Source organism: Stenotrophomonas sp. YAU14A_MKIMI4_1 (assembly GCF_003086855.1).
Taxonomy (GTDB): Bacteria; Pseudomonadota; Gammaproteobacteria; order Xanthomonadales; family Xanthomonadaceae; genus Stenotrophomonas.
This window is the reverse complement of the sequence record NZ_CP025998.1, coordinates 875,084-886,872: the sequence shown is the minus strand read 5'-3', so window position 1 is coordinate 886,872 and position 11,789 is coordinate 875,084. Positions and strand designations below refer to the sequence as shown.

At 68.6% G+C, this 11,789-nt stretch carries 11 protein-coding genes; 6 read left to right on the top strand and 5 right to left on the bottom strand.

All coding sequences use genetic code 11. The features are described 5' to 3' along the window. Window positions 1-10 precede the first annotated feature (10 nt). Window positions 11-2,329, bottom strand: coding sequence for a DUF1631 domain-containing protein (locus C1931_RS03865; protein ID WP_108755479.1), 2,319 nt, complete (start codon window positions 2,327-2,329; stop codon window positions 11-13). A 331-nt stretch (window positions 2,330-2,660) separates the two neighbouring features. Here C1931_RS03865 and C1931_RS03860 point away from each other — a divergent pair, with 331 nt between their 5' ends. The 4 genes from C1931_RS03860 to C1931_RS03845 are packed head-to-tail and all read left to right on the top strand — an operon-like array spanning window position 2,661 to window position 5,518. Beyond that, entirely contained in the window at window positions 2,661-3,239 is a 579-nt protein-coding gene (locus tag C1931_RS03860) for a nitroreductase (RefSeq protein WP_108755478.1), read from the top strand. A 5-nt stretch (window positions 3,240-3,244) separates the two neighbouring features. Next, window positions 3,245-4,177, top strand: coding sequence for a 5'-3' exonuclease H3TH domain-containing protein (locus C1931_RS03855; RefSeq protein WP_108757647.1), 933 nt, complete (start codon window positions 3,245-3,247; stop codon window positions 4,175-4,177). After that, window positions 4,174-4,728, top strand: coding sequence for an NUDIX hydrolase (locus C1931_RS03850; RefSeq protein ID WP_108755477.1), 555 nt, complete (start codon window positions 4,174-4,176; stop codon window positions 4,726-4,728). Before C1931_RS03855 ends, C1931_RS03850 begins: the two co-directional genes overlap by 4 nt. After that, window positions 4,721-5,518 carry an N-formylglutamate amidohydrolase gene (locus tag C1931_RS03845; protein ID WP_108757646.1) on the top strand — a complete coding sequence of 266 codons (798 nt, stop codon included), beginning with the start codon at window positions 4,721-4,723 and terminating at the stop codon, window positions 5,516-5,518. Before C1931_RS03850 ends, C1931_RS03845 begins: the two co-directional genes overlap by 8 nt. Before the next feature lie 96 nt (window positions 5,519-5,614). Here C1931_RS03845 and C1931_RS03840 read toward each other — a convergent pair whose 3' ends face one another. Together C1931_RS03840 and C1931_RS03835 are read right to left on the bottom strand one after the other, a co-directional pair. Then, window positions 5,615-6,286 carry a hypothetical protein gene (locus tag C1931_RS03840; protein ID WP_108755476.1) on the bottom strand — a complete coding sequence of 224 codons (672 nt, stop codon included), beginning with the start codon at window positions 6,284-6,286 and terminating at the stop codon, window positions 5,615-5,617. Then, window positions 6,283-7,695 carry an MFS transporter gene (locus C1931_RS03835; protein ID WP_108755475.1) on the bottom strand — a complete coding sequence of 471 codons (1,413 nt, stop codon included), beginning with the start codon at window positions 7,693-7,695 and terminating at the stop codon, window positions 6,283-6,285. The genes C1931_RS03840 and C1931_RS03835 overlap by 4 nt, the downstream gene beginning before the upstream one ends. 90 nt (window positions 7,696-7,785) lie before the next feature. Here C1931_RS03835 and C1931_RS03830 point away from each other — a divergent pair, with 90 nt between their 5' ends. Then, on the top strand, window positions 7,786-8,685 hold the full coding sequence (locus C1931_RS03830) for a LysR family transcriptional regulator (protein WP_108757645.1): 900 nt from the start codon (window positions 7,786-7,788) through the stop codon (window positions 8,683-8,685). 176 nt (window positions 8,686-8,861) lie between these two features. Here the strand turns inward: C1931_RS03830 and pip are convergent, their stop codons facing one another. Both pip and prmC read right to left on the bottom strand, forming a co-directional pair. Next, window positions 8,862-9,803 (bottom strand): prolyl aminopeptidase, encoded by a 942-nt coding sequence (pip, locus tag C1931_RS03825; RefSeq protein ID WP_108748607.1) that lies wholly within the window; start codon window positions 9,801-9,803, stop codon window positions 8,862-8,864. Between the two features lie 49 nt (window positions 9,804-9,852). Continuing rightward, window positions 9,853-10,710: a peptide chain release factor N(5)-glutamine methyltransferase gene (gene prmC / locus C1931_RS03820; protein WP_108755474.1), complete on the bottom strand. Its 858-nt coding sequence runs from the start codon at window positions 10,708-10,710 to the stop codon at window positions 9,853-9,855. 334 nt (window positions 10,711-11,044) lie between these two features. On the opposite strand from prmC, the gene ahpC reads away from it, so the two are divergent. Beyond that, entirely contained in the window at window positions 11,045-11,608 is a 564-nt protein-coding gene (ahpC, locus tag C1931_RS03815) for an alkyl hydroperoxide reductase subunit C (RefSeq protein ID WP_107229920.1), read from the top strand. Window positions 11,609-11,789 lie beyond the last annotated feature (181 nt).

Genomic DNA, 11,789 nt, shown 5'->3' with positions numbered 1-11,789 from the left:
GGTGCCCGGCTCAGTGCAGGGTGGCGCTGCCCGGGTCCAGGCGGTCGATCACGCCCTGCATGGCGCTGTCGAAGGCGCCATCGTCCACGTGGGCGCGCAGGCGGCCCAGGCGCACCATCACCGCCAGTTCTTCCGGCGAGGCCACGCAGAAGCGCACGCCGCGGCGGTTGACGAACAGCAGGCGCGAGGAGATCGGGCTGACCCAGGACAGCTTGCCGGCCTGCACCTTGCCGTCCTTGTCGACGAAGTCCAGCCAGTTGCCGATTTCCATGCGGCGGAAGCGATCGGCGTCGGCATTGTCGAAATCGTCGGTATCCACCTGCCCGCCCAGTTCGACGGCCGCCGTTTCCGGCGCCGGCGGCGTCGGCAGCGCCACCTGCGGCAGCTCCGGCAGCGCGCGCTGCAGTTCCGGGCGCGATTCGGCAATGCCCTGCAGCGTGTCGTGCAGTGCATCGATCGCCGCGCTGGCGGCATCGCCGTGCACGCCCACGCTGGCAAACACCTTGGCCAGCGCCGGCTGCCAGGCCTGCAGCCACGGCTTACCGACGATCTGGCGGCGCGCTTCGGCCACTTCTTCCAGCAGGCCATCGCCCAGGCTGAGGGCTTCGGCCACCGAACTGCCTTCTTCGCCCTCGCGCAGCAGCGCCAGGGTCAGGTGGTGCTGCCACGGCTGGCGCAGGAATTCGGCAATGGCCGAGGGCAGCGTGGCATCGCCGATGCGCCGGTCCAGTTCGGCACCGGCCCGGCTACGGGCCATTTCCAGCTTTTCCTGGCCGCGCTGGGTCTCGGCGGCACGACGCTCGGCGATTTCCACGCGGCGGCGGTGCTGCACCAGGAACTCGCGGAACTCTTCTTCCAGGGTCAGGAAGATGGCCAGGTTCTCGTTGAACTCGGCCACCAGGCGTTCGATGATTTCTTCCACCTTGGCCATCAGCATGCGCTCGGCCTGGCTTTCGCCGGTGTTGCCCTCGCAGGCCTCGGCCAGCGAATTGAGCAGCTTGCGCGCCGGGTGGGTCTTCTGCACGAACATGCGGCGGTCGAGCATGGCCACCTTCACGAACGGCACCACCAGGCGGCCGATCAGCTCGCGCGAACGGCCTTCCAGCTCGCGCTCGTCCAGCATCACGTCGAACAGCATGCCGACCAGATCGATCGCATCCTCGTCCTGCGGGTCCAGGCGGGTCTGGCCGGGATCGGCGCCGAGCCGGGTCGCGCTGGACAGCACTTCACTCTTCAGGCGCTGCGCCAGCGATTCGCCGTCTTCGCCGATGGCCGCCCGCAGCGTGGCGCTGGGCGTGGCCTGCAGCAGCGACAGCACCGACATCATCTCGCGCTGGCTGAGCGGGCGATGCTGGCCCACGGCCACCTGCGCGGCCGACGTTGCGTCTTCGCGCACGTGGCGGGTCTGCTGCAGCAGTTCATGCAGGGCTTCCAGCAGCATGCCCTGCTGGCCACCGTAGCCTTCACCGGCCGGGCCTTCTTCCACGCCCAGGTGCTGCTGCATGTGCCCGCGGCGCTCGGACCAGCGCGCGGCAAAGCGCTGCGCCCAGGCCGGCGCGGCCTGTTCCTCGTCGCTGAAATCGGTGTCGAAGCCAGGCGCGGCGCGCTGTTCGACCAGGTCATCCAGGCCCGGCGGCGGCCGCGACGGCGCGGCGGAGGGGACACGACGCGGCGCGCCCATCTGCGGCATCACCCCGGCGGCAGCCAGTTGTTCGTCCAGCTTTTCGTAGATGCGCCCCACCGGCACGCGCAGGTCGCGCTCGCACAGCTTGATCAGCACCAGGTGCACTTCCGGGGCCAGCTCGCAGTGCGCGAACGCCTCGTGGATGGCCACGCCCAGGTGCTCGGGGCTGACCGGATTGCGGTCGGCATCCAGTTCGCCGGCGCCGACCAGCCAGCCCAGCCGGCGGTCCAGGCGCGCCAGCACCGGCTTGAAATCGCGCAGCAGCACCGTGGCGAAGTTGCGCACGGCCAGCCGCGATTCCAGTACATGTTCGGGAATCAGGCTCAGGCCTTCTTCGGCCGGCCCGGACAGGGTGGCCTCAGCCGACAGCGGTTCGCCCGTGGCCAATGCGGCCCAGGCCCGCTGCAGGTGGCCGGCATAGGCGGCCTCGATCTCGGCGCGACGGCGGCGCAGTTCACGCATGGCATCCAGAAACAGCAGCTGCGACGCGCCGGCATTGCCGGCACGGTCGAACAGGGCATCGTCGAAGCGGGCCAGTGCCGCGGCAAATGCCTGGCACAGCGCCGGCAGGACCATGTCCCGGGCAAGCTGAAGCTGGGCCGGGTCACGACCCGGCGATCCCATCGGAGTGGGCGCGCTCATCATTCGGGAAGGCTCCCCACCTTCTCTATTGCGACTGACATCATGGACATCGCGACGGCCGGTGCACCCCATGCACCGGTACGCCGATGGTAGGCCGGCCAGCCTGTCACGGACAGTGAAACAGTCCTCACTTCAAACCTCACGACCGGCGGCCCGGCAAGACGGGTATCGTAAGCCGTGCGGGGCCTGCGAGGCGAGGGGAAGCGGCGTTCGGCGCCGCGCCAGTGGCATGACGTTCATCACAGTTTGTTATTTGAATGGCAGACGCGACACGACGGGCGTCATCAACCACCCCGACTATAATCATGTGCCCGTGATGACCGGTTCAGACTCCATGCCCGACCCCGCTGCCCTGCTCGCCCTGGATGCCCGCCGCTCGGTGCCCTCGCGGCAGCTGGGCGAACCCGGACCGGACCCGGCCACCCTGCTGCGCATGCTGACCTCGGCGGTGCGCGTGCCCGACCACGGCAAGCGGGTGCCGTTCCGCTTCCTGAAGATCGCCGGCGATGCGCGTCACACTCTGGGCGACTTCCTGGCCGAACGCAGCCGCGAACGCGATCCGCACGCCGGCGATGCCGTGTTCGAAAAGGACCGGCAGCGCTTCAGCCACGCCCCGCTGGTGATCGTGGTGGTGGCCAGCCCACGCCCGGACGCCAAGGTGCCCGAGCAGGAACAGCTGATGACCGCCGGCTGCGTCTGCTTCGCCCTGCTGCAGGCCGCGCAGGCGCTGGGCTTCGGCGCCCAGTGGCTGACCGCGTGGATGGCCTTCGACCCGGCCGTGCACGCGCACCTGGGCCTGGCCGACGGCGAGCGGATTGCCGGCTTCATCCATATCGGCACGCCGAAGGCGGCCGTGCCCGAGCGCGAACGCCCGGATGCGGCGGCCCTGCTGCAGGACTGGACCGCACCGTGAATGCCGTGAGCGCCCAGCCCGCGCCGCCGCTGTACCTGGTCGATGCCAGCATCTACGTGTTCCGCGCCTGGCACTCGCTGCCGGACGAGTTCCAGGACAGCCAGGGCTGGCCGACCAATGCCGTGCACGGCTTTGCCCGTTTCCTGCTGGACCTGCTGGAACGCGAGCGTCCGCGCCATATCGCCATCGCCTTCGACGAAGCCCTGGACAGCGGCTTCCGCCACCGCCTTTACCCGGCCTACAAGGCCAACCGCGACCCGGCACCGGAAGCGCTGAAGCGCCAGTTCGTGCACTGCAAGGCGCTGTGCGCCGCGCTGGGGCTGGCGGTGCTGGCCCATCATGATTTCGAGGCCGACGACCTGATCGGCAGCGCCCTGCACCGCCACCGCGGCAGCCACCGCGGGGTGATCATTTCCGCCGACAAGGACCTGTCGCAGCTGCTGCTGGACCACGACGAGCAGTGGGACTACGCGCGCAACCAGCGCTGGGACGTGGCCGGGGTGAAGGCCCGCCACGGCGTGCACGCGCACCAGATTGCCGACTACCTGGCGCTGTGCGGCGATGCCGTGGACAACATTCCCGGCGTCAGCGGCGTGGGCGCCAAGTCGGCGGCGGTGCTGCTGGCCCATTTCGGCAGCATGGATGCGCTGTTCGAACGTATCGATGAAGTGCCGTTCCTGCGCCTGCGCGGTGCGGCACAGATGGCCGTGCGCCTGCGCGAACAGCGCGAGCACGCCCTGCTGTGGCGGCAGCTGACCACCATTGCCCTGGACGCGCCGCTGGACGGCAGCGCACTGGGCCTGCTGCGCCAGCCCGCCGACCCGGAACTGCTGGATGGCCTGTGCCAGACCCTGCGTTTCGGGCCGCTGACCCGGCGCCGCCTGTTCGCCGCCACCGGCATGGCCGACCCTCTTCCCACACCCAGCGAGCCCGCATGAGCCAGCGCAACACTGAAGCACCGCGTGTCGTCTACGAAGGCAAGTACCAGCGCATGGTGGTGCGCGGCACCTGGGAATACAGCGAACGCACCCACGCCGGCGGCCTGGCCGCGATCATCATTGCGGTCACTCCCGAGGACAAGGTGCTGTTCGTCGAACAGTTCCGCGTGCCGTTGCAGGCCCCGACCATCGAAATGCCGGCTGGCCTGGTCGGCGACGTGGATGCGGGCGAATCGATTGAAGCATCGGCGGTGCGCGAGCTGGAGGAAGAAACCGGCTGGACCGCCGACCATGCCGAAGTGCTGATGATCGGCCCGACCTCGTCCGGCGCCAGCAGCGAAAAGATCGCCTTCGTGCGCGCCACCGGCCTGCGCCGGGTGGGCAGCGGCGGCGGCGATGACAGCGAGAACATCACCGTGCACGAGATCCCGCGCAGCGACGCGGCGGCCTGGCTGGTGCAGAAGATGGGCGAAGGCTACGCGCTGGACGCCAAGCTGTGGGCGGGGCTGTGGATGATCGAACACCACCTGGATGGGCGCCCGCGTGGCTGACGCCGACCTGCACGGGCTGCCGGCACTGCTGGGTGCCGACGACCCGGCCATCTACACCGTCCACCGCGCACAGGGGGCGTCGCCCTACCTGCTGCTGGCCGACCACGCCGGCCAGCAGGTACCGCGCGGCCTGGCACAGCTGGGCCTGCCGCAGCACGAACTGGATCGCCACATCGGCTGGGACATCGGCATTGCCGGTACCACCCGTGCACTGGCCGGGCTGCTTGATGCCTGGGCGATCGAACAGACCTATTCGCGCCTGCTGATCGACTGCAACCGCCCATTGGCGTCGCCCACGCTGATTCCGGAAGTGAGCGACCACACGGTGGTGCCGGGCAACGCCGGGCTGTCGGCAGCGCAGCGCCAGCAGCGCATCGACGCGATCCACGCGCCCTACCACGCGCGCATCGATGCCGAACTGGACGCGCGCCGCGATGCGGGCCGGCCGACCCTGCTGGTGATGATGCACAGCTTCACCCCGGTAATGAACGGCGTGCAGCGACCGTGGCACGCCGGGGTGCTGTACCACCAGGACACCCGCTTCGCACAGGCGCTGCTGCAGGCCCTGCGCAACGAAGGCGATCTGGTGGTGGGCGACAACGAACCGTATTCGGTGAACCGCAGCAGCGACTACGCAGTGCCGGTGCACGGCGAAGACCGTGGCTTGGTGCATGTGGAACTGGAGATCCGCCAGGACCTGATTGCCGATGCCGCCGGCCAGCAGGCATGGGCGCAGCGGTTGGCGCGGATGTTCAGCGCACTGCAGCCGGCGTTGTTGGCGGCGGCATGAGCGCCATCCACGTAATCAAAGGACGGTAGCGCCGGGCCATGCCCGGCGGCATCGGAATCCACCGTCGCGTTGCGCCTCGCCGGGCATGGCCCGGCGCTACCGCAGGCGGGGCGCGTCCATCCACGGGAACGGCTTGAACCCGCGCACCTGCACGGTCGCGCCGATCGCCTCGAAGTCCTGCTTGATCGCCTGCGCGCGGTTGCGGTCCAGCGCTTCGCCCACCAGCAGCGGCAGTGCACGGCAACGTGCCAGCGCCTCGGCCACCGGCACCTCGTGCAGACGGGCCACGCGCTGTGCAGCGGCCTTCAGCTGAGCGTCCGGACAGGCCACCATCTGCAGATCGAACGAGGCGAAGATGCCCGCGCCCACACCGGCCGCGCGCGCCGCCGCCTGCGCTTCGGCCGTGGCTTCGCCCAGCGCCTCGTCAATGCCCTCGACCTGCTGGAAGGCGTCGTACTCGTGGTAGTACGCCAGCGCCGCTGCGTAGTCGGCCAGGCCGGACAACGGATGCTGGCGCTTCTGCACGTCCAGCACGTCGGCAAACGTGGCCGGCTCCAGGTAGGTGGTCAGCCCCAGCGCACGCGCCTCGGCCGGCACGTCGCTGTCATCGTCGAAGGCGGTGTCTTCGTCGGGCGGCAGCCAGAAGCGCGCCTGCAGCAGATCGCCTTCGCTGGCATGCACCCAGCCGAAGGATGCGTACACGTCGTGGTCATCGTTGCAGGCCGCGAAGGCCTGCAGCGTCTGTTCCAGGTCCAGCAGTTCGATCATGCGTCATTGGCCAGGCAGGCAGGGGCGTTCGAGTCTACCGCTGCCGGGCGCAGGCCCAGCGCGATCAGCACACCGAACAGGGCGAACAACGCGGCACCATATTCGGCACGGACCAGGCCGTCGAGTGCGGTCGCCGACCCCGCCGCGCCGGCGCCGGCATTGGCCACCATCACCAGCACCGCCAGGCCCAGCGCGCCGCCGATCTGCTGCGCGGTGGCGGCCATGCCAGATGCGACGCCCTGCTGTGCAGCCGGCACGCCCTGCCCGGCCACGATCCACATCGAGGTCCAGGTCATGCCCTGGCCGATGCTCAACACCACCACGCCCGGCAGCAGCGGCCAGAAGTTCGATCCGTGCGGCAGGGTGGCCGCCACCCAGGCGATGCCCAGGGCACCGGCCAGTTGCCCCAGCACCAGCACCTTGCGTGCACTCCAGCGCTGCAACGCCCATTCGGCCAGCTGGATGCCCAGCGTGCACACCGCCGTGGCTGGCAGGAACGCCAGACCGGCCTGCAGCGGGCTCCAGCCGTAGCCATCCTGGAAGTACAGCGCCATGAAGTAGTACTGCACGCCATAGCTGCTCATGAAAGCGAAGGTGAGGCCGAGCGCTGCGCGCAGGCCCGGCAGGCGCAGCAGCGCGAACTGCATCAGCGGATCGCGGCTGCGCTGCTCGATCTGCACGAAGGCCACCAGCAGCAGCGCCGACAGCACCAGGCAGCCCAGCGTGGCCGGCGCGGTCCAGCCCCATTCCGGCCCCTGCACCAGGGTGGTCACCAGCAGGCTGCCGCCCAGGGTGACGGTGATGCAGCCAGCCAGGTCGAATGAACGGCCCTGCGCACGCGGGCCATCGGCCGGCAGCCACGCACCGGCGGCGATGGCACATGCGGTGGCCAGCGGCACGATCACCGCCAACACCGCCGGCCAGCCGAAGGCCTGGGTCAGCACCCCGCCCAGCAGGGTGCCCAGCGCCAGACCGACCGCGCTGGCCATGCTCCAGATCGCCAGCGCGCGGTTGCGCACCGGGCCTTCGGCATACAGCGTGTTGATCAGTGCCAGCGTGGCCGGGAACAACAGCGCGGCGCCGATGCCCTGGGCCGCCCGCGCGATGATCAGCAGCGTGGCATTGGGTGCCAGCGCGCCCAGCAGCGAGGCCAGCGCGAACAGCAGCATGCCCAGCCGGTAGAAGCGGCGGCGCCCGATCAGGTCGGCCGCGCGCCCGCCCAGCAGCAGGCTGCCGCCGAACGCCACGGTGTAGGCGCTGACCACCCACTGCAGCTGCTGCGCGTTGATCTGCAGCGCGCGGCCCATGTCATGCAGGGCGACGAAGATGATGGTGGCATCCAGGGCGATGATCAGCTGCGCGGTGGCAAGCAGGGTCAGCGCCCAGCGGGGGTACTTGAGGGGAGGCATCGGTGGTCTGGAACAAGGGGGGAGCGCAGTCTCATTGATGCAGCACGATCAATAAACCCCTCCACGTCGATATCTGCGATGATTTTTCGCATGAATGGACCGTCAACCGATCTCAACGCCGTGCGCATGCTGGTCCAAGTGGCCGAAGCGCGCAGTTTCACCGTGGCCGCCGGCCAGCTCGGGCTGAGTCAGTCGGGCCTGTCGCGCGCCATTGGGCGGCTGGAGGCCGCACTGGGGGTGAAGCTGCTGCAGCGGAACACCCGCAACGTGGCGTTGACCCCGGATGGCCGCCAGTTCGTGGAGCAGGTAACGCCCCTGCTGTGCGGGCTGGAAGACGCCGAACGGCAACTGGCCGATCGCCCGTGCATGCCCTCGGGCGTGCTGAAGATCAGCGCACCCTCGATGTTCGGGCGCAAGGTACTGGTGCCGATGCTGGGGCCACTGCTGGAACGGCATCCGCAGCTGCAGGTGGAAGCCGTGCTCAGCGACCGGCTGGTGGACCTGGTGGAAGAAGGCTTCGATGCGGCCCTGCGCACCGGCCCGATCGCCGACCAGCGCATGGTGGCGCGCGCGCTGCGACCGCTGCGCTGGGTCACGGTGGCCAGCCCGGCCTATCTGGCCCGTTGTGGCACGCCCCTGCAGGTGGCCGATCTGCAGGCCCACGCCTGCCTGGCAGTACGCAATCTGCGCAGTGGGCGCGTGGTGGACTGGCAGTTCATGCAGAACGGCCAGCTGTGCGAAATGGCGCCCGCCACCCGCATGGTGTTCGACAGCGGCGACCCGCTGGTGGAAGCCGCCATCGCCGGCATCGGCATCGTGCAGGTGATGGATTTCGCCGTGGCCCACGCCCTGGCCGACGGCCGCCTGCAGCGCGTGCTGCAGCCGTTCGAAGGCCGCAGCCGCGCCCTGTCGCTGATCTACCCGCCGTCGCGGCAGCACTCACCGAAGCTGCAGGTACTGGCCGAAGCCCTGCTGGCCGGGCACTGGTAGATCCACGCCATGCGTGGATGAATCCCTGATACGCGGTAGCGCCGGGCCATGCCCGGCGAGCCGCATCGCGGCGGCGGAACGGAATGCCGCCGGGCGTGGCCCGGCGCTACCGGTGCTACACGGTCGGAACGGGGTCAGCGCCCTTTCCGCGGGAAAGGGATCTGACCCCTTCGGCATTACGCGAAGCTGTCGGTGGCGCGCACCAACGCGTCCACGTTTTCGGCTTCGAACGCCGAATGACCCGACGCCGGGGTGATTTCCAGCTTCGCCTTCGGCCACACCTTGGTCAGGTCCCAGGCATTGGCCAGCGGGCAGACCACGTCGTAGCGGCCGTGCACGATCACGCCGGGAATATCGGCAATGCGGTGCGCGTCGCGCAGCAGCTGGTCTTCCACCTCGAAGAAGCCGCCGTTGACGAAGTAGTGGTTCTCGATGCGGGCGAACGCCAGGGCGAAGTGCGGATCTTCGTGGCTGTTGATGAAGTCGTCGTCCACGTGCAGGAAGCTGGTCGCGCCTTCCCACACCGCCCACGCCTTGGCCGCTTCCAGCCGGGTGGTTTCGTCTTCGCTGGTCAGGCGGCGATGGAACGCCGAGATCAGGTCATGGCGCTCGACCGCCGGAATCGGCTTCAGGTAGTGCTCCCAGGCATCGGGGAACAGGCGGTTGGCGCCTTCCTGGTAGAACCATTCCAGTTCCCAGCGGCGCAGCATGAAGATGCCGCGCAGCACCAGTTCGGTCACCCGCTGCGGGTGGGTTTCGGCATAGGCCAGCGCCAGGGTCGACCCCCAGCTGCCGCCGAACACCTGCCAGCGATCCACCTTCAGGTGCTCGCGCAGCTTTTCGATATCAGCCACCAGATCCCAGGTGGTGTTGTCGACCAGGTCCGCGTGCGGGGTGGAACGGCCAGCGCCGCGCTGGTCGAACAGGATGATGCGGTACTTGGCCGGGTCGTGGAACTGGCGCATCTTGTCGCTGCAGCCGCCACCCGGGCCACCGTGCAGCATAACCACCGGCTTGCCGTCCGGGTTGCCGCACTGTTCGAAGTACAGCGTGTGGCGGTCGTCGACCTTCAGGGTGCCGACGTCGTAGGGGGTGATGGCGGGGTACAGCGTACGCATGCTTGCAGCTCCGTGGTGGTGCCCTGCCGCTGGCAGGAGAACCCCCATTCTAGGCCGGTCGCCGCCCCAGGGTGACCCGGTCGCGCTGTTCAAGGTCCTGCGCGGTGCTTACCTCGGCCAGGCCCGCGGCGTCGAACAGCGCGCGGATCGCCGCGCCCTGGTCCCAGCCGTGTTCAACCAGCAGCCAGCCACCGGGCTGCAGGTGCGCGCAGGCCCCTTCGGCAATGGCGCGGATGTCGTCCAGGCCATCCACACCCGACGCCAGTGCCGTGGCCGGTTCGAAGCGCAGGTCGCCCTGCTGCAGGTGCGGATCGTCACTGGCGATATAGGGCGGATTGCTGGCGATCAGGTCGAAGCGCGCGCCCCGCAGCGGCGCATACCAGTCCTGCCCACCTTCGGCGAAGCGCACGTTGCGCAGTTCATGGCGCGTGGCATTGCGCGCGGCGACGGCCAGCGCAGCGGGGCTGGCATCGGTGGCCAGCACCTGCGCCTGCGGGCGCTCGCTGGCCAGGGCCAGGGCGATCGCACCGCTGCCGGTGCCGAGGTCGGCCACCTGCAGGGCGCGGTCCAGCGGCAGGCGCTCCAGCGCCAGCTCCACCAGCAGCTCGGTTTCCGGTCGCGGGATCAGGGTAGCGGCGTCGACGTCCAGATCCAGGGTCCAGAAGCCACGGCGGCCGGTCAGGTAGGCCACCGGCTCGCCAGCCATGCGGCGGGCCAGCAGCGCCTCGAAGGCGGCCTGTTCAGCTTCCGGCAGCGGATCGGTGGCGTGGGCGAACAGCCAGCTGCGCGGGCGCTCCAGCACGTGCAGCAGCAGCAGTTCGGCCTCGTGGCGGGCGTCGAGGCCGCCAAGGCGGGCGCTGGCCGCGGCCACGACCTGGCGCAGCGAGGATTCGGATTCAAAGGACATGCCGCAATTGTAGAGTCGAGCTTGCTCGACTGCTTCGGCAAAGCGGTCGAGCAAAAGCAGTCGAGCAAGCTCGACTCTACAAAAGCGGGGTTCGTTCAGGTTGGCGGGAATGGGATAAGGGCGGGCTATCAGCACTACGCCGCCGGTTCATTAAATTTTCCTTTCCATACAGATAGTTGCAGGAACGTCAGCGTCCAATCAGCAAGCTACCCATTGAATTGCAATAGATGGCATCTATTAAATAGATGAAATCAATGCATTGTTCTTATCGATTCGGAATCGGTAACCTAGCTCCTGTCGATTCACCCACTCCCCTTCACCCAGAGGAAAAACGATGTCCCTGATCAACACTCCGATCCAGTCGTTCGAAGCCAATGCCTACCACAACGGCGAGTTCATCAAGGTTTCCGACAACAGCCTGAAGGGCCAGTGGTCCGTCCTGATCTTCATGCCGGCCGCCTTCACCTTCAACTGCCCGACCGAGATCGAAGACGCAGCTGACCATTACGCCGAATTCAAGAAGGCCGGCGCCGAGGTCTACATCGTCACCACCGATACCCACTTCTCGCACAAGGTCTGGCACGAAACCTCGCCGGCCGTGGGCAAGGCCCAGTTCCCGCTGGTGGGCGACCCGACCCACAAGCTGACCCGCGCCTTCGGCGTGCACATTGAAGAAGAAGGCCTCGCGCTGCGTGGCACCTTCATCATCAACCCGGAAGGCGTGATCAAGACCCAGGAGATCCACTCCAACGAGATCGCCCGTGACGTGGCCGAGACCCTGCGCAAGCTGAAGGCCGCCCAGTTCACCGCCGCCAACCCGAACCAGGTCTGCCCGGCCAAGTGGAAGGAAGGCGAGAAGACCCTGACCCCGTCGCTGGACCTGGTCGGCAAGATCTAAAGCGCTACCGGCCTGCGCTGGCCCCACGCCAGCGCGCGCCCCTCATCCCCGTGCCGGCCCCACGCCGGCGTGGGGGTGAACCCAAGACAGCCAACGCACGCCAGCCTTGGCCAGCCAGCCCCTTCCACGGTCGCTGTCTTGGGTTCACCCCTACCCCCTGCTGGTCCGCTACCTTCTACAG

Coding starts and splice junctions, on each gene's coding strand:
- C1931_RS03830 (WP_108757645.1), top strand. CDS start 7,786: ATGAATGGACCGTCAACCGATCTCAACGCCGTGCGCATGCTGGTCCAA.
- pip (WP_108748607.1), bottom strand. CDS start 9,803: ATGCGTACGCTGTACCCCGCCATCACCCCCTACGACGTCGGCACCCTG.
- C1931_RS03860 (WP_108755478.1), top strand. CDS start 2,661: ATGCCCGACCCCGCTGCCCTGCTCGCCCTGGATGCCCGCCGCTCGGTG.
- prmC (WP_108755474.1), bottom strand. CDS start 10,710: ATGTCCTTTGAATCCGAATCCTCGCTGCGCCAGGTCGTGGCCGCGGCC.
- C1931_RS03840 (WP_108755476.1), bottom strand. CDS start 6,286: ATGATCGAACTGCTGGACCTGGAACAGACGCTGCAGGCCTTCGCGGCC.
- C1931_RS03850 (WP_108755477.1), top strand. CDS start 4,174: ATGAGCCAGCGCAACACTGAAGCACCGCGTGTCGTCTACGAAGGCAAG.
- C1931_RS03865 (WP_108755479.1), bottom strand. CDS start 2,329: ATGATGAGCGCGCCCACTCCGATGGGATCGCCGGGTCGTGACCCGGCC.
- ahpC (WP_107229920.1), top strand. CDS start 11,045: ATGTCCCTGATCAACACTCCGATCCAGTCGTTCGAAGCCAATGCCTAC.
- C1931_RS03835 (WP_108755475.1), bottom strand. CDS start 7,695: ATGCCTCCCCTCAAGTACCCCCGCTGGGCGCTGACCCTGCTTGCCACC.